22 protein-coding genes and 1 pseudogene are annotated in these 21,101 nt (G+C 67.8%); 7 read left to right on the top strand and 16 right to left on the bottom strand.

From position 1 onward, the window contains the following. Positions 1-13: 13 nt before the first annotated feature. Positions 14-718 (bottom strand): SDR family oxidoreductase, encoded by a 705-nt coding sequence (locus tag ACFIMZ_RS20055; RefSeq protein WP_431824087.1) that lies wholly within the window; start codon positions 716-718, stop codon positions 14-16. 285 nt (positions 719-1,003) lie between these two features. Here ACFIMZ_RS20055 and ACFIMZ_RS20050 point away from each other — a divergent pair, with 285 nt between their 5' ends. Continuing rightward, entirely contained in the window at positions 1,004-1,585 is a 582-nt protein-coding gene (locus ACFIMZ_RS20050; RefSeq protein ID WP_431824086.1) for a TetR/AcrR family transcriptional regulator, read from the top strand. 28 nt (positions 1,586-1,613) lie between these two features. On the opposite strand, the gene ACFIMZ_RS20045 is transcribed toward ACFIMZ_RS20050, so the two are convergent. The 12 genes from ACFIMZ_RS20045 to ACFIMZ_RS19990 form a co-directional block, all read right to left on the bottom strand. Beyond that, the gene (locus ACFIMZ_RS20045; protein WP_431824085.1) at positions 1,614-2,192 is read right to left on the bottom strand and encodes a hypothetical protein; all 579 of its coding nucleotides are present in this window, start codon (positions 2,190-2,192) and stop codon (positions 1,614-1,616) included. 69 nt (positions 2,193-2,261) lie between these two features. Continuing rightward, on the bottom strand, positions 2,262-2,855 hold the full coding sequence (locus ACFIMZ_RS20040; RefSeq protein WP_431824084.1) for a class I SAM-dependent methyltransferase: 594 nt from the start codon (positions 2,853-2,855) through the stop codon (positions 2,262-2,264). Further along, the gene (locus tag ACFIMZ_RS20035; RefSeq protein WP_431824083.1) at positions 2,856-3,269 is read right to left on the bottom strand and encodes an OsmC family protein; all 414 of its coding nucleotides are present in this window, start codon (positions 3,267-3,269) and stop codon (positions 2,856-2,858) included. 473 nt (positions 3,270-3,742) lie between these two features. Continuing rightward, a complete protein-coding gene (locus tag ACFIMZ_RS20030; protein ID WP_431824082.1) occupies positions 3,743-4,309 on the bottom strand; it encodes a hypothetical protein in 567 nt (188 codons plus the stop codon). Between the two features lie 247 nt (positions 4,310-4,556). Then, a complete protein-coding gene (locus tag ACFIMZ_RS20025; protein ID WP_431825463.1) occupies positions 4,557-4,736 on the bottom strand; it encodes a hypothetical protein in 180 nt (59 codons plus the stop codon). Positions 4,737-4,832: 96 nt separating this feature from the next. Further along, entirely contained in the window at positions 4,833-5,156 is a 324-nt protein-coding gene (locus ACFIMZ_RS20020; protein WP_431824081.1) for an H-type lectin domain-containing protein, read from the bottom strand. A 414-nt stretch (positions 5,157-5,570) separates the two neighbouring features. Beyond that, complete coding sequence (locus tag ACFIMZ_RS20015; protein ID WP_431824080.1) at positions 5,571-7,808, bottom strand: TOMM precursor leader peptide-binding protein; 2,238 nt, start codon at positions 7,806-7,808, stop codon at positions 5,571-5,573. An 81-nt stretch (positions 7,809-7,889) separates the two neighbouring features. After that, positions 7,890-8,258, bottom strand: coding sequence for a BMA_0021/BMA_0022 family TOMM bacteriocin (locus tag ACFIMZ_RS20010; protein ID WP_431824079.1), 369 nt, complete (start codon positions 8,256-8,258; stop codon positions 7,890-7,892). A gap of 19 nt (positions 8,259-8,277) precedes the next feature. Further along, positions 8,278-8,622 (bottom strand): BMA_0021/BMA_0022 family TOMM bacteriocin, encoded by a 345-nt coding sequence (locus tag ACFIMZ_RS20005; protein ID WP_431824078.1) that lies wholly within the window; start codon positions 8,620-8,622, stop codon positions 8,278-8,280. A 33-nt stretch (positions 8,623-8,655) separates the two neighbouring features. Next, positions 8,656-12,732 (bottom strand): TOMM system kinase/cyclase fusion protein, encoded by a 4,077-nt coding sequence (locus tag ACFIMZ_RS20000; RefSeq protein WP_431824077.1) that lies wholly within the window; start codon positions 12,730-12,732, stop codon positions 8,656-8,658. After that, positions 12,729-13,730, bottom strand: coding sequence for an FHA domain-containing protein (locus ACFIMZ_RS19995; protein ID WP_431824076.1), 1,002 nt, complete (start codon positions 13,728-13,730; stop codon positions 12,729-12,731). The genes ACFIMZ_RS20000 and ACFIMZ_RS19995 overlap by 4 nt, the downstream gene beginning before the upstream one ends. Positions 13,731-13,926: 196 nt before the next feature. Next, entirely contained in the window at positions 13,927-14,385 is a 459-nt protein-coding gene (locus ACFIMZ_RS19990) for a hypothetical protein (protein WP_431825462.1), read from the bottom strand. Between ACFIMZ_RS19990 and ACFIMZ_RS19985 the strand changes: the two are divergent. The 4 genes and pseudogenes from ACFIMZ_RS19985 to ACFIMZ_RS19970 all read left to right on the top strand — a co-directional run bounded on the left by ACFIMZ_RS19985 (position 14,275) and on the right by ACFIMZ_RS19970 (position 16,368). Continuing rightward, positions 14,275-14,575, top strand: a pseudogene (locus ACFIMZ_RS19985) (ArsR/SmtB family transcription factor). The gene ACFIMZ_RS19990 and the pseudogene ACFIMZ_RS19985 overlap by 111 nt on opposite strands. Continuing rightward, positions 14,556-15,032, top strand: a complete 477-nt coding sequence (locus ACFIMZ_RS19980) for an SRPBCC family protein (RefSeq protein WP_431824075.1) — start codon at positions 14,556-14,558, stop codon at positions 15,030-15,032. The pseudogene ACFIMZ_RS19985 and the gene ACFIMZ_RS19980 overlap by 20 nt, the downstream one beginning before the upstream one ends. A gap of 70 nt (positions 15,033-15,102) precedes the next feature. After that, entirely contained in the window at positions 15,103-15,570 is a 468-nt protein-coding gene (locus tag ACFIMZ_RS19975; RefSeq protein WP_431824074.1) for an SRPBCC family protein, read from the top strand. 159 nt (positions 15,571-15,729) lie between these two features. Then, the gene (locus ACFIMZ_RS19970) at positions 15,730-16,368 is read left to right on the top strand and encodes a 2-hydroxychromene-2-carboxylate isomerase (RefSeq protein WP_431824073.1); all 639 of its coding nucleotides are present in this window, start codon (positions 15,730-15,732) and stop codon (positions 16,366-16,368) included. A gap of 30 nt (positions 16,369-16,398) precedes the next feature. On the opposite strand, the gene ACFIMZ_RS19965 is transcribed toward ACFIMZ_RS19970, so the two are convergent. Next, positions 16,399-17,382 (bottom strand): LysR family transcriptional regulator, encoded by a 984-nt coding sequence (locus ACFIMZ_RS19965; RefSeq protein ID WP_431824072.1) that lies wholly within the window; start codon positions 17,380-17,382, stop codon positions 16,399-16,401. A 101-nt stretch (positions 17,383-17,483) separates the two neighbouring features. Between ACFIMZ_RS19965 and ACFIMZ_RS19960 the strand changes: the two genes are divergently transcribed. Beyond that, positions 17,484-18,719 carry an MFS transporter gene (locus ACFIMZ_RS19960; RefSeq protein WP_431824071.1) on the top strand — a complete coding sequence of 412 codons (1,236 nt, stop codon included), beginning with the start codon at positions 17,484-17,486 and terminating at the stop codon, positions 18,717-18,719. Positions 18,720-18,891: 172 nt separating this feature from the next. Here the strand turns inward: ACFIMZ_RS19960 and ACFIMZ_RS19955 are convergent, their stop codons facing one another. Beyond that, complete coding sequence (locus ACFIMZ_RS19955) at positions 18,892-19,074, bottom strand: hypothetical protein (RefSeq protein ID WP_431824070.1); 183 nt, start codon at positions 19,072-19,074, stop codon at positions 18,892-18,894. 39 nt (positions 19,075-19,113) lie between these two features. Here ACFIMZ_RS19955 and ACFIMZ_RS19950 point away from each other — a divergent pair, with 39 nt between their 5' ends. Then, positions 19,114-19,806, top strand: a complete 693-nt coding sequence (locus tag ACFIMZ_RS19950) for a phosphatase PAP2 family protein (RefSeq protein WP_431824069.1) — start codon at positions 19,114-19,116, stop codon at positions 19,804-19,806. A 97-nt stretch (positions 19,807-19,903) separates the two neighbouring features. Here ACFIMZ_RS19950 and ACFIMZ_RS19945 read toward each other — a convergent pair whose 3' ends face one another. Beyond that, entirely contained in the window at positions 19,904-20,974 is a 1,071-nt protein-coding gene (locus ACFIMZ_RS19945; protein WP_431824068.1) for a rhodanese-like domain-containing protein, read from the bottom strand. Positions 20,975-21,101: the final 127 nt, after the last annotated feature.

Raw genomic sequence — 21,101 nt, 5'->3', positions numbered from 1 at the left:
ACGCGCGGCGCGCTCACAGCGCCGCGCCGTCCTCCAGATAGACGCCCGCCGACAGCGCCTGCTTCACCTGCCGGGTGCGTTCGTCGGTGGCGACCTCTTCCGCCCCCGCCTCGATCGCGTCGTACGCCTGGCGCACGACGTCGGCCGGCGATGCCTTCGGCACCTGCAGGTCTCGCGTCAGATCCGTGTCGATGAACCCCGCGTGCAGCCCGACGACCTGCGTGTGCTGCTCGCGCAGCGAGTGGCGCAGCCCGTTGGTCAGCGCCCACGCGGCGGACTTGGACACGCCGTAGCCCGACAGGATCGGCCGGTTCACCCAGCTCGCCACCGACAGCACGTTCAGCAGCGCGCCGCCGCCGTTGGCCCCGAGAATGCCCGCAAACGCCCGGGCCATCGCCAGCATCCCGAACACGTTGGTTTCGAGATGGTCGCGCAACGCGGCTTCCGCGTCCGCATCCAGCAGGCTGCCGACCCGCGCGATGCCCGCGTTGTTGACGAGCAGCGTGACGTCGCGCGCGGCGTCGACGGCGGCCGCGACGTCGGCCGGGCGGGTCACGTCGAGCTTCACGGGCACGACGCCCGGCAGCGTCACGCTCGACGGATCACGCGCGCCCGCGTAGACCTTCTTCGCCCCTCGTTCCAGGGCCTGCTGCGCGAACTGCAGGCCGAGCCCGCGATTCGCACCCGTGACGAAAACGACAGCGCCTTCGATCTTCATGGTCCTTCCTGTAGCGTCATTGGAGCGCACGCACGCCAGCACGCGACGCACGCGAAATCCGGTGGGAGCGGGATTGCCGGGCGGACCCGGCAAAAAAGACCTCGATCGCGCGGCATCGCGTGCGCACCGGCCGTTTCGCCATCCGCGCGAAGTCGGCTACACTTGATGTCAATGTCGATCACCATTGTCTTTGCCGGGCATTGTGTCAGCGTGCCGCCGGCGCTGTCAATGGCGATCGACATCGTCTTTGTCAATGAACGGGATCAGGGAAACAGGGAGGAATCGATGGGCGTATCGAGGCAGCAGGCGGCCGAGAACCGGGGCGCGATCGTCGCGGCGGCCGAACGGTTGTTCCGGGCGCGCGGCGTCGATGCGGTCGGGCTGACGGAACTGATGAAGGAGGCCGGCTTCACGCAAGGCGGCTTCTACAACCATTTCAAGTCGAAAGACGCGCTGGTCGCCGCGGTCATGGAGAAGGCGATGCAGGATCGCGCGGATGCGCCGGCCGGCCCGCTGCAGCGGCAGGTCGAGCGCTATCTGTCCGCCCGGCATCGCGACGACGTCGCGGCGGGCTGCCCGCTGGCCGGCTTCGCAGGCGATGCGCCGCGGCTGGGCGCCGCGGCGCGCGAATGCTACGCGGGCGGGCTGGCGACGTATCTCGACCGGTTCGCCGAACGCGTCGCGGCCCAACGCGCCGCGGCGCCGGAAAGCCGGCGCGACGCGATCGCCGCATTCAGCCAGATGGTCGGCACGCTGCTGCTGTCGCGCGCGATCGCCGACGTCGATCCGGCGCTCGCCGACGAAATCCTCGACGCGGGCCGCCGGTCGCTCGCCGACGCGCTCGATCGCCCGTCGACGCCGGCGTGACGCCGGGCGCGCAGGCCTGCGGCGAGCGTCACCGCACGTCGCGCGCCGCGTCCCAGAGATCGCGTGCGCCCAGCGACGCGTGCCACGCGTCGAACTGCGCGCGCCAGGACTCCAGCGGCTCGCCGAGCGAGTGGCGCGGGTCGTCGCTCAGCGAGTACGCCATCCCTTCGATCAGCCATCTCGGCCGGGTGGCGACGGCCACGTTACCGAGCACTTCGGCCTGCCGGAAGTGGATCAGCTCGTGCGCGAGATAGAAGCTCCGCCAGCCGCGCGGCGCGACCACCACGCCGACATTCCCGACCGCTTCCGCCGCACGCCGCCCGAGGCCGAACGCGTCGGCGCACGCTTGCGTCGCGCAGAACACCACGCGCGGCGCGGCGTGAAACCGGCCGGTGACGGCCGCCGCGCGCGCATAGCCGGCGCCGTACAGTTGCCGGGCTTCGCCGAGCTTTGACGCATCGTCGGTGCAGATGTCCGCGTCCGGGCACATGACGCCCGGAATCAGCGCGGGCGCGACGACGCGCAGCGGTTTCACGAACGCGAACGCCGCGATCGGGAGCGCGATCAGGAGACTGGCGATGGCGACGGCGATGGATTTGCGTTTCATGGCGATGTGCGAGGGATCGTCGGCCTGACGACAGGTTTCAATCGGCCGGAAAAGCAAGACGGTACACCATCACGACGTGCGCTGGACGATCAGCCGGTGCACACGCTTGCCGGATGACTGATTGATCGTTTCCGTATCCGAAACGATCATCGCATTGCGCATCGCTGCAGTGACCAGCGCCCCATCGAACGATGCATACAGTCTCCCGGATGCATCGCGCCGGCTCTCGCCTTCCGACACGCGCCAGCTCAGGTAGAGCACGCCGCCCGGCTTCAGGATCGCGAGCAGGCGGCTGCACGCGTCGCCGATTTCGTCGGGCGGCAGATGCATGATGACCGTCTCGCACAGGATGTTGTCGAACGACGCGTCGTCGATCCCATCGAGCGCCGGGAGCGCCGCGCTGAAGAAGCGCAGATGCGCATGGCGCGCTCGCGCCTGTTCGAGCAGCCCCGGCGACGCGTCATAGCCCACGGCGGAAAAGCCGTTCGCGTTCAGCCACGCGACGTCCCGCCCGGCGCCGCAGCCGATATCCGCTGTTCGCCCGCCCGGCGCGAAGTGCTGCGTCAGCAGCGCATACATGTCGGCGGGCGCGGGCTGGTCCCGCCATTCGTCGGCAAACGCCTGCGCCGCCGTGTCGTAGGCGTCGATCGTGATCCGGTCCATTCAATCCTCCGTGCGCTCCGCTTGTAACGTCGATTCGATTGAAGACAGCACGACCTGAACCGGCTTGCCGAGCGTGCGCGCGACCGGCGACGCGAGTGCCGCGGCGCGCACCAGCTCTCGCGCTGCGTCGCGCAGCATTGCGTCGAAGCGCACGTTCACGTTGAAGCGGGTCTCGGTGTCGTGCCGCGCCACGGTTACCTCGACCGTGGCGGCCGGCAGCGCGATGCCCGCCCGGTCGGCCGCCATTTCGATCGACATGCAGATGCATGCCGCGCGCGCGCATTCGAGCAGTTCGTGAGGACGCATGCCGGCGTCGCCGCCGATGCCGTCCTTGCAGGTGTCCGCGACGATCCGGTGGCGGCCGGCCGTCAATGCGACGCGGTAGCGCGCGCCTTGTGTCGTGGCAGTCGCCATGTCGGTCTCCGGTTCTGGGCCGGAGACAGATTACGCGCCGTGCGCGAGCGGGAAAAGATGAGTGACGGTTCTGGTATCGGGGGTACTACGCACGGCACGCGGCCGCCGGCCGGTACCTTGCCGCCCTGGCAATGCCGGATACGCCAGGGCCGCCTGAAAAGGCGATCTCCGTATTGGCAATCGCCAGGCCGCACGCGCGGAGGCGGATCGAACGGCATGCAGGCGACGAAGTGTGTCGTGCGCACACGCTGATCGAGGTCAGCCGGAATATTGCGTGCTCGGGATGCAGAATACCGAGATCGATTGCGTAAATCGGTCGACGGTACGCAACCTTGAGACCTCGGCTCTGCATCCTGACTGGAGCATCTTATGGGGCGCGTCGATGGACCAGCGCGCGGCGAACGGCCGAGTTTCTCGAGCGCCAGTGTCCGCCTTCGAGGCGGCAATGCCCCTCGGCGCCCCTGCTTGCCAACTCAGGCCGGCGAGAACGTGCCGTACCCGCTGCCGGAGAACTGCCCGTTGATGTTCGCTGCGTACTGCTGCGGATGGACCAGAACGGCCAGCACGCGAGTCCCCTCCCGGAGGGTCAGGAAGATCGAACCGGCGTTGATCACCAAATCCAGTGCCAGCTGAATGCCGATCAGGTTCTCTGCATCCGGGACCGTTCCCTGTAGATAAACATCGGAAATGTCGAGACTGGTACCGTTCCCCGAGGCATAGCCGGAAAACGTTACTTTCGTACCATACTGCGGAGCGTTCGGTCCGATGTCTGCGACTGACGAACTGATATAGACAGTTTCGGGAGAAGACCCGCAGCCGCAACCACAGGCTTGGAAGCAGAAGTACCCGCAGATGTTCTGCTGGCATCCGCAGCCACACAGCGATTGCCGCTGCACCGTCTGATCGAGGGCCGCTTGCAGGGCCGGCCTCTGACTGACCAGTGCCTGACGGCTCTTGATTGCCTCGTCATAGGCAGCCTGCGACTGCTTCTTGAGCGCTTCGACCTGCTCGGGCGTGATAGCTTGAAGTGATGCGGTCATTTTTTATCTCCTTTGGTTTTTTGCTACGCATAACTGAATACATTGCGAATCACCTGGACGGCGGGTGAATTGCATGGGTGACGCAGTGTTTTCAGGTGGAGATGCGAATTTCCGGCCGAATTCGGTATTTCCAGCCATTAACCGATGCATCTCTCGGACTACACGTTAGCCCCGGGCGCCGCGAAAGGCGATTACATCCCATTACATCCTGTGGACTGAGCTCGCATGCCATGCCGGTTGCTGCATGTCACAGAAACAGCAGCGCCTGATTCAACGCCGATATCGGTTCGGCGTCACATGCCGGATCGGCGACGAGCGCTTCGATGCTGCCGGTCACCGTCGCTTCGTCACCCTGATAAACGCTGCTGAATCGCTCGAGCGCCGACGCAGCAAGCGGATCAGATAGCGGCCAGCCGCCGTGGACCACGGCGACTGGCCGTCTCCTGCACGACCCCGTCAAATGTCTGGCGGCCGAGCCGCCTCGATTCAAATAGGCAGCCGTCGCCTGATTCCGGTTTGATTTTTATTGAGTCGGAACTTCCGCGATGTACGAAATATAGAGATTTTGCCCCCAGCTGCTGCCCGAATATTCCGAGAACACCGAATCTTCCCGCGTAATGTTGACGCTAAATCCGGTCGTCGTAACGTTGGTTACCGTAACCGAGAACGTGTCCGGATAGGGCGGGACTACGCTGGTGTCCTGGAGGGTCGTCACGATCACGACGGGAACGGTCGAAAACGTATCCGGGAAGTTGACCTTCGCATTGAAAGCCAGATTAACCCACGGTTTCCCGTTGTCGCCTCGATGGCTGCCGACTGCCTGCCTTGCCACGATTCGTTCCAGCATTTCAAGCTCCTTGTGATTGAGGTCCCTCGCATCATGGATGAGCCTCGCGCGACAGCACTCCGCTCGGACACAAAGTTAGGCCGAGCGCCTGGCAAAAGCGATTACACGTGATTACACGATTGAAGCAGGGTTCCGGGTTCGTGGAAACGGAGATCCAGTCACCGTAAGAGACGCAGGCTCGACGCCTCGTCGATGTGCCGTAGCGCAAGACGGTCAGCCCAGTCGCCTGGAATCCGCTCATCGCGCTCATTGACGACTGAACTCCAACCCGCGCGTCCCCGCCTTCGCAGGAACCGCAAGCCGTGCCGCGGGCGAACGGCCCTTTTCCAGCGCCCAGCGCGCTGTAACACGTCTAATCGATTCGCGCGTCAATCCTTCCTATGCCGCAAGCACGCTTCCGCGCGCCTTGAACGATCAGAGAAACAACAGCGCTGCGTTTAACTCCGATTCGCAGCGCGGCTGCGCGCACCAACTCAACTCCACCGGAACCGAGTAGAGCCGTCGCGCCCCAAACCGCGGCCAGAAATGGCAAAGCCCCGGCACGATGACTTGCGCGACGGACAATCCGATGTCGGGCCGCGTCTTGTCGACGACGAGCACGTCCATTCCGGCCGACGCGATTTTCCCGACGCAATGCGCGATCGCCGCCGACAACGTGGCCGCGTCGACAGACTCCCACGTCGAGCTTGTCGTGCAGCGCACGCCGTTCGCCGGATACAGGAATTCCGTAGCAGAAAGCTTCGCGCGATCCCACGGGTGCGGGGCATCCGCCGCAAGATCGAGCAACTGGTTGACTTCGGTCAGCGCCCGCTGCACGGCGATACGCGCGTCCAAATGACAGCCAAAGCCGATCGAGAAGCGCCCATCGACCGGATTCTCGGCAAGCGCGGCCACCGCCGGCACGCCCAGATCGTGCGTGATATCGAGCGCCCACATCCGCCACCCGAGCGTTTCGTATTCCTGCACGAGCGCGTCGAAATACGGATCCGCGAAACTCGCGAGATCGATGCCGGGGCGCGGGATCTGGTTGTACCACCAGATCGCGACCGCATCGCGCTCGATCAATTCGAGCATGCCCTGCAGAATCGCTTCGTCGAGGCACGATCCCGCCGCGCAGCCGTTGGGATTGTGCACGCATGCCGCGTCGGCTTGCGCGCCGTCAGGCGTCTCCGCATAGCAATAGCCCAGCGGCACAAGGCGGCGCTTCCCCGTGACGAGAGACCAAGCAGGCGTCCAGTCGATGACGTCGCGCGCCGTGAAGCGCGGCGGCACTTGCTTTCGAGCGTCACGCGTCAATGCGTTGATGGCCTCGCGCTCGTCGAATTGCCGTTCACTGAACTGCTGAAGATCGTTCACGTGAATCGGTTCGGCATCACATGCCGGATCGGCGAGTAGCGCTTCCATGCTGCCGGTCACCATCGCTTCGTCACCCTGATAAACGCTGCTGAATCGCTCGAGCGCCTCGCACAACGCGCTCACGCGGGCCTGATCGTCGGTGCGGCCCTTGCCGGAGCAGATCCTGTCGAACCGGTTGCTGCTCGGCACGGCGGCCGGGCACACGAGAAACCCGGACGCATAGACCTTGCGCATCCCGGCGTGGCGCTTGGGCATCGGGTGCAGATAGGCGATCGCGCCACTGATCGGCGAGATCAGATGGGCATGGCGCTCGAACACGTGTTGCGGATCGGCGGTGCGGTAGCCGCCGTCTGCATTCTTCAACAGCGCGCGCTCGGCGAGCCGCGGCGCACGCGCCACCTGCTCGCGCATCCATGCGGGATTGCCGCAGCGCGGGCATTGAGGCCGCCTGAGCACGCGGTGCTGCTCGGTGGCCAGCGTGTCGATGCGCTGCGACACGATACGCGTTCGCGCACGCGCCGATGCGGCGCGGTTGACCGCGATCTGCTCGACCGTGGCCGCGACGAGCGCGGCGGCGGCGGCGGCCCCGGCGCGCGAGACGGCCGGCGGCAGACGAATCGCGCCACTGCCGTGGTGGCGCGCAAGCAACGCTTCGACAGGCCGGTTGATGCGAATCCAGTAGCGCACGCATTCGATGCACGGTGCGTCGGCAAGCGTTCCGTCGCCAGCCAGCAGCGGCCCGATCAGCGTCTGGACGCCGTTCGCCGCGACGACGAGCAGCGCCCCGCCGCGCGACGCGATGCGCGCGGCGAAATCGGCAAGATCGTCGCGGTCATGGGAATCGACTATCGCGACCGTCAATGCGGCGTCCGGCGCGACGTCGATGCCCGCCGTCGCAAGCGCCCGCTTGAACGCGGCATCGTCGACGCCGAACGCTTCGACCCCGACGCGAAGCTGCGCGATGTGCGCGCAAGCGGCGTCGCCGTCGAGTCCGGTGCGCTCGAAGTAGCCGCGCGCCGAATCGTCATCGTGCGGCGCATCGGCGCGCACGTAGCCGCGACGCACCAGATGATCGAGTCCGGCAAGCACGTCCCATTCTCCGAACGTGCCTGCGAGCGATGCCACGATCTCGGCGATCGTCATCCGCGCCCGCAAGCAGGCGGCGATCCGCACGAAGATCGCGCCGGACAGCATCGCGCGCCTGAATTCGTCGACGACGAACAGCGTCTCGGGCCCGGCATCGAGCACGAGCAAATGCGGCTTGAAGCGCAACACGCGCGAAAAATCGTCGAGCATCGTCGGGTTCCGTGCAGGGAATAGCCAGCGAAGACGGCGCGGCACGAGCCGCGCCGCCGTGCACGCCTCAGGGGCGTATGGTCAGCAGCAGGTGAACAGGTAGGACGGGCCGGCATCGCAGTAGGCCGCGAGCGCAACGGCCTCTTCATTCAGGCTTTCCGGCCGCTCCGGTATGCCGACCCACATGGTGTTGCGCGGCAGGTGCCACTGCCCTTCTCCGCTCCCGTCGCCGCTACTCTCCCAGCCATAGGCACTTTCCGGTTCGACGATCTCGAGGTCGATAATCCATGGGCTTTGATAACCGAAATGCTTCGCGAGCGCATCGAACGGATTCGCCAGCAAATCCTTCCTGAACCCCGGGTCCCGCCAGGAAAGCGCGATCGCCCGCAAATAGACCTTCTGGAACTCGAGCATCGATTCGAGCGTCGGATTAGCGTTGTTCTTTGCCATGTCGGATTCCCTGATGTCGTCAATCCATGATCGTGATGTGGTTCGCGTTATAGGCGGCGAGCGCCTGCGCGAATTGCGCTTCATCCTTCGGCGCGGGAGGCAGGACCAGGGTGAGCTTGTTGTTGTGACCGGAGGTCCAGTCGCCGTTGACGTTCGGCGTCCAGGTCGACGATTTGTCCTGCACCTTCAGGTCGAGCTGAAATGGAAAGTCATACTTGAATTGTTTTTTCAACGTCTCGATCGGATGTTTCTCCAGGTCCTTGCGAAAATCCTCGGACTGCCATGCGAGGGCGATCGCCCGGATGATCACGGCTCGATATTCGAGGAACTGTTCGTACGTCGGCAAACGGTGCATTTCGTTCATCGGTATGTTCTCCTGAAAGAAGAATGGAACCCCTTACTGCAACGCATGCAACATCTCGTCGGCTTGCCTGACGATACGGACCATGCCCGCCGTTGTTGCAATCCCGAATGCGCGCCGGCACGCGTTCAGCGCGGCCTCGCCGCTGCCTCGCCGATCGGCATGGCGCAGGTACTCGCATTTTTTCAGCAACAGTTGTGCTTCGTAATAACGTTCTCCCGTCGAATCGCACCAGGCCAGGCATTGCTCGATCTGCGCGAGCGCAGCGTCGTAGTCGCCGCGCTCGGCATCCATCTCGGCGATCAGCGACGCGTAGTAGGTCAGGCCGAGCAGCCCGCCGGATTGCCGCTGCGCTTCGATGTGCGCGGCGGCCTCCGCGCGATCCGCGCGCGTCCACGCATGAATGATCGCGACGTAGTGCTCGACCGCGCGCAGCCGATGCGCGTCCGACAGGCGGAGAATCGCCTCCGACGTGGCGCGGGCCGCATCGCGGTCGCCGGCCAGCTGGTGCATGCGCGCGAGGTACATCATCGTGACGCCCAGCGTCGGCAAATGGTCGAGGCAGGTCGCGCAGTGCACGGCCTCGCGCGCCATCGCGAGCGCCCCCTGCGGATCGTCGTCGACGCACCAGCGCACGCTTGCGAGCGACGCCATCGTCCACGCGCGCGTATCGAGCCCCAGGATGCGCCGATGGTCCACGTCGCGCCGCACGTCGTAGCCGGCCAGCGCCGCTTCGAAAGCCACCCGGGCTCGCGCATAGTGGCCGTCGACCCACAGGCCCATGCCGCGCATCGCGTCCGCCGCGACCTGGACGCCCGCATCGCCGCGATCGGCGGCGAGCGCGTCGAGCCGCATGCTGATCCCGCGCACGGTCGGGCGATCGCCGGCGACGTGGTAGTAGGTCGACAGCGTCCATAGCGCGCTGATCGCGAGCTCCTGGTCGTCGAGCGTCCGCACTTGCCGCAAGAGCTGGTCCGCATGCTCGCGCACCTGCGGATCGGCCCAGCCGAACCGCGCCATCGTCGCGTGCGTCAACGTGGCGCGAATGCGCGCGCTGTCGTGCTCGCGTTGTGCGTAGTCGGCGTTGACGAGCCAGTCGGACACGGCCTGCCCGTAGCGGATCGCGTCGTCATACCGGGAGCGTTCGAGTGCGCGACGCGCCGCCTCGATGCCGTGGCCGATCGCGTCGGCGAAGGCGCCCGCGCGCGCGAAGTGCCAGGCGACGCCGAACGCATGCGCGCCGGCCCCGCGATCGGCTTCCACAGCCAGCGCGCGGCCCACGCGCGCATGGTTGCCGCGCCGCACGGCGGGCGGCATCGATTCATAGGCCGCATCCCGAATCAGCGCGTGGCGGAACGAATAGAACACGCGATCGCGCCGATGCTGCGCGTACACGATGCGCTCTTCGAGCAGGAGCCGCAGATGCGCGTCGAGTGTGGCCCGATCGTGCGGCGACGCGCCGGCGAGCAACTGCGCATCCACTTCGAGCCCGATGGTCGCGGCGAGCTGCGCGGTGTCGCGCGCGTCGTCGATCCAGTCGAACGCGAGACCCAGCATGCCGCCGAGACTGACCGGCAGCGGATAAGGGTCTGTTGCCCGCAGCCCCGGCGGCGCGCCGTCCGCGTTGGTCATCGCGCCGCTCGTCACGAGCTCGCGCGCGACTTCCTCGATGAACAGCGGGATGCCCGCCGTACGCTGGGCGAGCTGGCCGAGCCAGGCCGGATCGAGCACACGTTGGCCGAGCAGCTCCGAGACCAGGCGCTGCGCGTCGTCGCGCGACAGGCGGCGCAGCACGAGGCGCTCGGTCGAGCCGCGCCAGCGGCCGAGCTTGTCGGGGCGCGACGTGAGCACGACGCAGATGGCCCGCGCCCGCGGTGAACGCTGCAGGAACGCGAGAAACTCCTCCGTCGAGCGGTCGAGCCACTGGACATCCTCGACGACGAGCAGGATCTGCGCACCGTTGCCGAGCGAAACGATCAGTTGCTCCAGGACGTCGAACAGCACGTGCTGTTCGCGCGCGCTCGACCACAGGAACCCCTTGGCGTCGCACGGCAGCCCGAGCCAGGTCGCGAGCGCGACACGGGCCGCCGCATGATCGCATTCGAGCGGCGCGATCATCTCGTCGATCGCCGCGAGCGCGAGATCGACGGGGCAATCGGCATCGATGTGCCAATGCGCACCGATAAACCGCAGGATCGGAAACAGCGCGTGATTCTCCCGCTCGGGCAGGCACGCGCAATGCGCGAACGCATGGCCCTGCACCCGGACCGTCTCGCACAGCTCGTGGACGAGGCGCGACTTGCCGATGCCCGCCTCGCCGACGACGAGCCTCGGCACGCCGAGCGGCGCAGGCTCGCCACGCGTCTCGCGACGCTGCCATGCGAGCGCCTCCTGCCACGCGCGCAGCAGCGCGTCGAGTTCGCGCGCGCGGCCGATCATCGGCGCCATCACGTTGTCGTCGAGCGAATCGAGCGGGGTGTCGGCGCGACGCTCGCCGAGCAATTCATGGACAGGCAGTGGCGCGAGGCCCGCGCGCGTCAGCCGCAGCGGGGTCGGCAGATAGTCGGCATGCCGTTCGAGGGACAGCCGGGCATCGTCGCTGATCAGAATCTGCCCCGGCCCGGCAAGACGCAGCAGCCTCGACGTCGCGGCGGGCGTCGACACGCCCGACATCAGCGACGCATGAGCGAGAACCTGCCCGACGTGAATCGCGGCGGCCACTTCCACGTGCCAGCTTTCACCGGCGGCGCGGCTGCCAAAAGCCGGCGGCGCCGGCAGCCGGGCCCGCGCGGCGACCCGCACCATGTCGAGCGCCGCGCGCGCCGCACGGCGCGCGGGCCGGTCGATATCGCCCTGCAGGCCGAAATGGAACAGCAGCGTGTCGCCGAGCCGCCCGCCGACCTGCGCGCCATAACCGACGGCGATGTCCGCGCACGTCGTCAGCCATTGCGCTTCGTAGCCGTCGAGCGTGTCCCCGTGATCGGCGCCGGCATGCCGCTGCCGGCCCTCTCCCGCGATCGTGACGCAGCAGCACAGCGTGGTGATCTGCCGGTACTCCCCGACCGTGCCGGTCGTCTCGCCGCGCGGCGCGAGCGTGCGCGGGCGCGCCCGCCGGCTTGCATGGCAGGCATCGAACTGGCCGACGAGCGCGGCGAAATTGAGCGCGCGAAACTGCGCGGCGAGTTCGTCGGCCGACGCGGCACGCTGCTCCGGATTCTTGCTCAACGCGCGGCGCAATACCGAGCCGAGCGGATGCGATGCGATCGACGGAGGAAGCGCGATATCGACCGGGCTGAGCTGCTGATAGAGAATGTCGGCCACGCTCGCGCCACGCATGACGACCTCGCCCGTCAGGCATTCGATGACGACGAGGCCCCATGCGTACAGGTCGCTCTTGAGCGTCGGCGCCTCGTTGCGCAATTGCTCGGGTGCGCAATATTGCGGCGAGCCGAGCACTTCGGTCGCCTGCGTCGCCGTCTTGCCGTCGACGCCCTCCATGCCGGGCAGCAATGCGCCGATGCCGAAATCGAGGAGCTTCGCGTGCGGCCCGTCGTCGGCCATCGCAATCACGATGTTTTGCGGCTTCAGGTCCCGATGCACGACGCCTCGCCGATGCGCGGCCGCGAGCGCGTCGAGCACCTCCGTCATCAGCCGGCCCGTATCGACGGCCGACAGCGGCCCGTCGCCCGCAAGCCGGTCGCGCAGGGTGCGGCCCCGCACGAACTCGAATACGGCGAACAGCCGCCCGTCAGGCGCTTCCCCCTTGTCCAGCAGCGCCACGATATTCGGGTGGCGCAGCCCCTCGCACAGATGCGTCTCGCGCCGAAAGCGCGCACGCTGGCGCGCGCGCTCCGCCGCGGACTTCGTCGCATCGTCCCGCATCAGCTTGATGGCGACGTCCTGCGCCGTGTCGCTGCAGGTGGCGCGAAAGACCACGCCGTTGCCGCCTTCGCCCAGCAGCGGGCCGAGACGGTAGCGCCGCTTGCCGGCGAGCTCGGCGAACGGCGCGGCGGCGGCGGCGGGCGGTGGAACGGGTGGGCGCGGTTCCGGCGTCCCCGGCGCGACCGGCTCGCGGTACGCGGGAAGCGGCACGGCCGTTTTCATCGCGCTCATAGCGTTTGGACGACCGGACCCGGCGACAGACGGCGCACGCCGATGCGCGGATCGATGCCCGGCGCCGACTGGCACTCGACGCGCTCGCCGCGAATGATGCGGAACGGAAAATCGCCGAAGCGAACGCTGCCGCGCCGGCGCTCGACGAGCTGGTTCGCGTCGAGCGCCGGCAGGGCCGCGAACTGGGTCCGCGCGCGGTGAATCTGCACGTTCACATGGGAGGAATCGATACCGAGCATGCGCGCCAGCTGGTCGAGCTCGATCCAGCCCTGCGCGGCGGCGTCGTAGCCTGCCTGCATGTCGACGGCGCGCGCGCGCGCCAGCGTGACGAGGCTGTAGTGATGGACGCGCTCGCCGAGGTCGACCACGCCCCCGCGAACATGCAGCAGCATCCGCACATGCTCTTCGTTCTGGCTGACGAAGAATTCGAGCAGTTGCGCCGGCACGGCATGACCGGCGGGCGCGCCGAGCAGCATCGTCGTGCTGCTGCGCACGAGCGCGAGGCGCCACGCGGCGTCTCCGGCCGCGACTTCGTCGCCGTGACACAAGGTTCGCGGCGGCAACGTGTCGTCGCAAAGCCATTCACCGGCCGGCGACTTGACGATCGTGACCGGCCGCGCGGCGTGCGCAGGCAGGATCTGGCTCGCTTCGAGCACGATCGGACGCGCCGCGCCACGGATCGGCCAGAGCGTATCGGCGGGGTCGTCGAGCGAATCGACACGCCACGGCGCGAGGCCCGCCATCCCGAACCGGATCACGTCGCCCTGCTTCAGCACCGCGTGCTCGCCGTCGCGCAACGGCGCGCCCGATATCGACGTGCCGTTGCTGCTGTGATCGTGGAGTTCCCAGCACCCGCCGATCCAGCGGATATGGGCATGGACGCGGGAAACCGACGGATCCGGGATGACCGTGTCGCAGCGCGCGGCGTCGCGGCCGAACACGTGATGCGGGTGGAGCAGGCATGCTTCCCCGGAAGAATCGTTCTTGAGCGTCGCCATGACAGCCCCGTTTCGGATTCGCCCGGATCGCTCGAGTGATGCATCGACGCGGCCGGGCAAGCGATTGACTCACTGATCGCGAACACGTTCGGAATGTTCGCCGCCTCGTTACCTGTTTCCGTCAGCTATCTGTTGTTGTCGTTGCTCTCCCGGCACATTTTTTCGGCCAATCAAATAATCGACCTTTTTGTTATTTTCAATCCGGACAACTCACTGAAAATCCTGCCAAATAAATTAGCAAACCGCAACCGCAAAGCACCAACCGGAATGAAATATTGCAATGCTTTACATTTCCGCCCGAATCGTTGACAGCCAATAAAAGGGCAGGATATCCGGACGCGATTTCGGACCGGATCCCGTCAGAAACAGGCACTCCCGGAGATAAATCAAATTGCCGCACTGCAAATAAAATAAAATGGTTTCGATTATTTATATAATCCCGGCCGGCATTTTTGCATTTGATGCCTGGCGACTCGCGCGGCCCTGTCCTATATTTAGCCGCATGGCTAACCTTGATGCCGGCATCAGCGACGTGTTCCATGCGCTGTCGGACCCGACCCGCTGCGCGATCATCAGCGCGCTCGGCTGCGGCGAGCAGACCGTGTCCGCGCTGGCGGCGCCGTTCGACATGGCGCTGCCGTCCTTCATGAAGCATGTCGCGGTGCTCGAGGACCCGGAAGAGCGGACGCTCGCGCACCTGCGCACTGGCCGGAAGCCGGCTGTCGGAAGCGGAGCAGTGGATCGCCGCGCAACGCGCGAGGTGGGAAGCGCGGTCCGACCGCATGGTCGAATTCGACCAACGCCATCATGCAGAGGAGCAAGCCGATGTCATCCGAACCCGCTGACGCCCGCGACCTGGTCATCACCCGCGTCCTGCATGCGCCGCGCGCCGCGTTGTGGCGCGCGTGGACCGATCCCGAACTGCTGAAGGCGTGGTGGTGCCCGAAGCCCTGGACCACCGAGGTGCGCGCGTTCGACCTGCGGCCGGGCGGCGCATTCCACACGTTCATGCACGGCCCCGACGGCGGCGCCAGCGACAACCCGGGCTGCTTCCTCGAGATCGCGCCCGAAGCGCGCATCGTGTTCACGTCGATGCTCACCGGCGGCTGGCGGCCGCATACGCCGTGGCTCGGGTTCACCGCGATCGTCACGATGAGCGACGCCGCCGCGGGGTGCCGCTATGAAGCCCGCGTGATGCATCCCGACGCCGCGACGCGCGACCGGCACGAGCAGCTCGGCTTCTTCGACGGCTGGAATATCTGCATCACGCAGCTCGACGAACTGGCCGCCACGCTGCGCTGACCGTGTGCTGACTGAGGACGCGCGACGGCACGCCCCGTGTTCGACCGAACGTTCTTCCGGAGGAAACGCCATGGCTCGCTTGAACTCGACCCGCGTCAGCCGGCATCTGAACGCGCCCCGCGCGCAGGTCTACCGCGCGCTGCTCGATCCGCATGCGATCGAGCAGTGGAAGGCGCCCGACGGCATGACCTGCCGCGTGGATGCGTTCGATGCGCGCGAAGGCGGCGCGTTCCGCATCACGCTGACCTACGACGCACCAACCGGCGTCGGCAAGACCACCGCCCGCACCGACTCCTATCACGGCCGCTTCGTGACCCTTGTGCCGAATGAACTCGTCGTCGAGATCGACGCATTCGAAACCGACGATCCCAGGCTGCGCGGCGCGATGACGATCACGATCACGCTGTCCGACGACGCCGGCGGCACGCGCATCGACGCGGTCCACGACGGCCTGCCGCCCGGCGTGCCGGTCGCCGACAACGAGACGGGCTGGCGCATGGCGCTCGCGAAGCTCGCGGCGCTGGTCGAAACCGGTTGAGGGTTGAGGGTTGACGGTCGAACGCCGCGCGCCGCCGAGGGTGCGCGAAACCCGCCCGCATGCGACACTGGCCCGCATCCGCGACCGCCTCGACACGCCGTGCGTTCCCGCCGTCGTCACCGGCGGCCGCACCCGCACACGCCTCGGAGAGCACCCGCGATGAGCACCGCGACCACCGCAACGTGGTATTACGATTTCGTTTCGCCGTTCGCCTATCTGCAGCAGGAACAGTTCGAGCGCCTGCCGCCGACGCTGACCATCGAGCCGCGCCCGATCGTGCTCGGCGCACTGCTCGTGCACTGGGGCCAAAAGGCGCCCGCCGAGATCGCGGCGAAGCGCGTCTTCACCTATCGTCACGCGCAGTATCGCGCCGACAAGCTCGGCATCCCGTTCCGGATGCCACCCGCGCATCCGTTCAATCCGATCCGCCCGCTGCGCCTCGCGATCGCGATGGGCGGCTCGCTCGACGTGATCCGGCGCATCTTCCGGCACATCTGGCGCGACGGCCACGACGTCGGGTCGCCCGAAGGCTTCGCCGCGCTGTGCGATGCGGTCGGGTTTCCGGAGGGCGTCACGGCCGTCGATGCGCCATCCGTGAAGGACGCGCTGCGCGCGCATACCGACCACGCGATCGCGCACGGCGTGTTCGGCGTGCCGACGTTCGAATGGGACGGCGAACTGTTCTGGGGCGAGGATGCGACCGCGATGTTCGTCGATTGCGTCGCGTCGCGCGCGTGGCTCGACTCGCCCGAAGTGCAACGCATCAGCGCGCTGCCGGAAGGCATCCGGCGCGGCTGAGCGCGCTTGCCGCGGCGTCGGTGCCGGGCGTCAGCTCGCGTGCCCCTCGACCAGCGTCGGCACCGCCTCCCGCATCAGCGCGGCAAACCGCACGAGTCTCGACGGATAGAACTGCGCATACGGATAGGTCAAATAAACCGGCAGCGGCGCGGCCTCCCATTGCGGCGCGAGATGCACGAGGCGCCCGTGCGCCAGGTCGTCCGCCAGCAGCCACGACGAGCCGACGCACGCGCCTGCGCCCAGCAGCGCGGCGCTGCGCAGCGCATACAGGTTCGCGGTGCTGATGCGCGGCCGGATCGCGATGCGCCGCGTCTCGCCCGTGCCCGCATGCGTCAGCGCCAGTTCGTTGCGATAGTAGGTGCTCAGCGAGAGCCACGGCAGCCCGGCGAGCGCGTCGGGCTCGGCCGGCACGGACGCGCCGCTCAGCACCGACGGCGCAGCGACCACGAAGCGCGGCACTTTCGACAGCCGGATCGCGACGACGCCCGGATCGGTCGGCTCGCCGACCTGGATCGCGCAGTCGATGCCGCTGCCGATGAAATCCCGCACCTCGTCCTGCAGCAGCCACTCCACCGACACGCGCGGATAGTCGCGCAGGAACCGCGCCAGCGGCCCGACGAAGCGCTCCTGCCCGAACGCGTGCGGCACCGCGACCCGCAGCAGCCCCTCGGGCTCCTCCTGCGCGCCGCGCAGGTCGGCTTCGAACGACGCCCAGCTCGCCAGCAGCTCCTTCGCGCGCTTGAAGCAGCGCTCGCCGTCGACGGTCAGCCGCATCGTGTGCGTCGTGCGCTGCAGCAGCCGCACGCCGAGCGAGCGCTCGAGCGCCTGCAGCCGGCGGCTGATCGTCGGCTGGGTCGTGTTCAGTTGCGCGGCGGCAGCCGACAGGCTGCCCGATTCGACTATGCGCACGAAGGTTTCCATCAGCTCGAAACGATAGCCGGCCCCCTCCACCGGAACCGTGCGATGACGCGCAGACCCGCCAGCAGCGGACTTGACAGGGGATTTATCTTTCATACGCCAAGCGTATAACAAATCTGCGCCGCACGGTACTACCGTCGCCCGCGCCACGCCGGCACACTCGCGTCCATTCATTCACCCGACGCAGGATGCCCATCATGTCCACCCCGACGAACCTCGACGCCGCGGCCCGCGCGCCGCTTGCCCCGCCGCACGCGGCCACCGCCGCCGCCCCGCTCGACGGCCGGCTCGTGCTGCTGCTCGCCACCGCGGCCGGCCTGGCGGTCGCCCCGCTCTACTACAGCCAGCCGATGCTCGGCGTGCTCGGGCCCGATCTCGGCGCGTCCGCGCGCGCGGTCGGCCTCGTGCCGACGCTGACGCAGCTCGGCTATGCGCTCGGCATCCTGCTGCTCGCGCCGCTCGGCGACCGGTTCGACCGCCGCCGCGTCATCGTGACCAAGGCGGCCGCGCTGGTCGGCGCGCTGCTGCTGGCCGCGGCCGCGCCGTCGATCGGCCTGCTGCTGGCCGCGAGCTTCGCGATCGGCCTGTCCGCGACGATGGCGCAGGACGTCGTGCCGGCCGCGGCCACGCTCGCGCACGACGCGCATCGCGGCCGGATGGTCGGCACCGTGATGACCGGCCTGCTGATGGGCATCCTGCTGTCGCGGGTGGTCAGCGGCTTTGTCGCCGAGAACGTCGGCTGGCGCGCGATGTTCGTGATCGCCGCCGCGAGCGTCGCGGCGATCGGCGTCGTGGCCGCGCGCGGCCTGCCGCGCTTCGAACCGACGACGCGCCTGCCGTATCGCGCGCTGATCGGCTCGCTCGGCGAGCTGTGGCGCCGCCATCCCGCGCTGCGGCGCGCGGCGCTGGCGCAAGGGCTGCTGTCGGTCGGCTTCAGCGCGTTCTGGTCGACGCTCGCGGTGATGCTGCACGGCGCGCCGTTCCATCTCGGCAGCGCGGCGGCCGGCGCGTTCGGCCTCGCAGGTGCGGCCGGCGCACTGGCCGCGCCGGTCGCCGGACGGCTCGCCGACCGTCACGGGCCGGAAAGGGTCACGCGGCTCGGCATCGGCATCGCCGCGCTGTCGTTCGCGATCATGGCGCCCGCGCCGCTGCTGCCGGCGCACGCGCAGCTCGCGCTGCTCGCGGCGGGCACGATCGGCTTCGACCTCGGCGTGCAGGCGACGCTGATCGCGCACCAGTCGATCGTGTACCGCATCGATCCCGCGTCGCGCAGCCGCCTCAACGCGGTGCTGTTCGTCGGCATGTTCATCGGCATGGCGGCCGGCGCCGCGATCGGCAGCCAGCTGCTCGCGCAGTTCGGCTGGACCGCGGTGCTCGCGCTCGCCGTCGCCGCGTCGCTCGCGGCGCTCGCCGTGCGGATCCGGCGGCGCTGACGCGGCACGCACGCCGGCACGGCCGGCGCGTTGCATACCGGGCGGGCACGCACATCGTGCCCGCCCGTTTTTTATTTTTGTGTGACTGATGCGCGAGCGCGCATCGTCCGGCAGGTTCAACCGGATCGCGAAACCGATGCACGCATGTCATGCAATGCGCAGACCAATCGGTTCAATTTTCCAGTTCACCGAAGTATTTTTCTGGAGCCCGCATCCGGCCCGGCGCGGCTACGCCGATGCGCCGCATGCGCGTTGCGGCACGGCCCGCGCGCATCCGGCCCCTTGCCGAAAGACCTGTTTCATCAGGGGATTCCCGGTATTTTTTCGCATTTTCTTCGCAATTCCGGGTGGACATACTTGCCTCCCGTGGCGCTTGCGCCGAGAAACGCAGAACATGAACAGTTTCGATACCGCCATCCAGCTTTTCCTCACCCGGATCACGCTCAGCCCGCTGCTGAATCATGCAATCCGCGTCGTCGCCGGCCTGTACACGTTCAAGGGCTTCGTGCTCGTTCCCGTGCTGTGCTGGCTGTGGTTCCAGCCCGGCCCGCGCAGCGAGCGGCAGCGCGAGATGATCGTCGCGACGATCGCGAGCGGCCTCGTCGCGCTCGCGACCGGCCGACTGCTCGCGAAAACCCTGCCGTTCCGCTTGCGGCCGATCTACAACCCGGAACTGCACCTGCACTTTCCGTCCTCGGAACTGCGCGCGGCGACGCTGCAGACATGGAGTTCGTTTCCGAGCGACCACGCGATGCTGTGGATGGCGATCTCGACCGGCATCTTCCTGATGTCGCGCCGCGTCGGCGTGCTCGCGCTGCTGTACACGATCGTGTTCATCTGCGTGCCGCGCGCGTATCTCGGCTTTCACTATCCGACCGACCTGCTGGCGGGCGCCGCGATCGGCGTCGCGATCACGTGGCTGATGACGCGCGACGCGATCCGCGCGCACTATGCGCCGGCGGTGCTGCGGCTGATCGGGCGCTTTCCGGCGCCGGCGTACACGCTTGCGTTCCTGCTGTGCTTCGAGCTGATCACGCAGTTCGACGAACTGCTGACGCTCGCGCTGTCGGCCAGGCACACGCTGTAATCGGGGGGCGTCGCGATGCTGCCACTGCTGCTGTCACGTCGAACCGCCGCGCGCTGCCGGCCGCTCGCGCCGGCGTCCCGCGATGCGGCCGCCGGCGCTAAAGCCGGCCATTCACGACCGCGCGCCCGTCGGCGCGCCAGCGCAGCATGCCGCCGCCGAGATTCGCGATCGCGTCGAACCCCGCCTGCCGCAGGATCACGGTCGCCTGCGCGGACCGTCCGCCCGCGCGGCACACGGTCACGATCGGCCGGTCGCGCGTGAGCTCGGCCGCGCGCGCGGCCAGTTCGCCGAGCGGAATCGGCGTCGCGTCCGGAATGTGCCCGAGCGGCCCGGTGAATTCGGCGGGCTCGCGCACGTCGACGACCTGCACCGCGTTCAGATGATCCTCGAGCCACTGCGGATCGATTTCCCAGAAGCCGGCGAACGTGTAGACGAGCGGCGCCCAGTCGGGCTCGTCCTTCCGCTCCGGCGCGCTCGCGGTGATCCCGCATTTCAGGTTCGCGGGCATCGCGACATCGATCTGGCGCGGATGCGGCAGCCCGAGGTTCGTCATGTAGCCGGCGAAATCGTCCTCGCTGAGATCGCCGCCGAGGCGCGGGTTGAAGCGCCGCTCCTCGCCGACGCTCGTCACGGTCAGCCCGCGGTAGTCGTGCGCCGGGTACAGCAGGCAGCTTTCCGGCAGCGTGAAGAGCCGCCCGTGCACCGCGCGATACATCGCGCGCGGGTCGCCCTGCTGGAAATCGGTGCGGCCGGTGCCGCGGATCAGCAGGCAATCGCCGGTGAACGCCATCGATTCGTCGTCGAGCACGAGGCTGATGCAGCCGTTCGTGTGGCCCGGCGTCGCGCGCACGGTCAGGTAGCGCCCGCCGAACGCGCAACGGTCGCCGTCGCGCAGATAGCGGTCCGCGCCCGCCGCGCCGCTCGCCGCGGAAATGGCGATGTCGCTGCCGGTGCGCTGCTTCAGCAGCCAGGCGCCCGTCACGTGATCGGCGTGCACGTGCGTGTCGATCGTCACGCCAAGCCGCAGGCCGAGCTCGTCGATCAGCGCCGCATCGCGGCGCACCTGCTCGAACACCGGATCGATCAGCACGGCTTCCCGGGACGCGCGATCGGCCAGCAGGTACGTATAGGTAGACGATTGTTGATCGAAGAGTTGCCGGAAAATCATCACGATGTCGCTCCGCCGCTTGTCCTGCCACCTGTCCTGCCACCTTCCCCGGCGCCGCGCGGCCCGCACTGCGCGCCGCGTCGCCGCCCGCCCACGCGGTCGGCCGCCTCGCAGGGCGAGCCGATCC

It is taken from the genome of Burkholderia sp. F1 (genome assembly GCF_050813845.1).
In the GTDB taxonomy this organism is placed as follows: Bacteria; Pseudomonadota; Gammaproteobacteria; order Burkholderiales; family Burkholderiaceae; genus Burkholderia; species Burkholderia ubonensis.
Note: the sequence above shows the minus strand (reverse complement) of the source record. Positions and strands in the feature narration are given on the sequence as shown.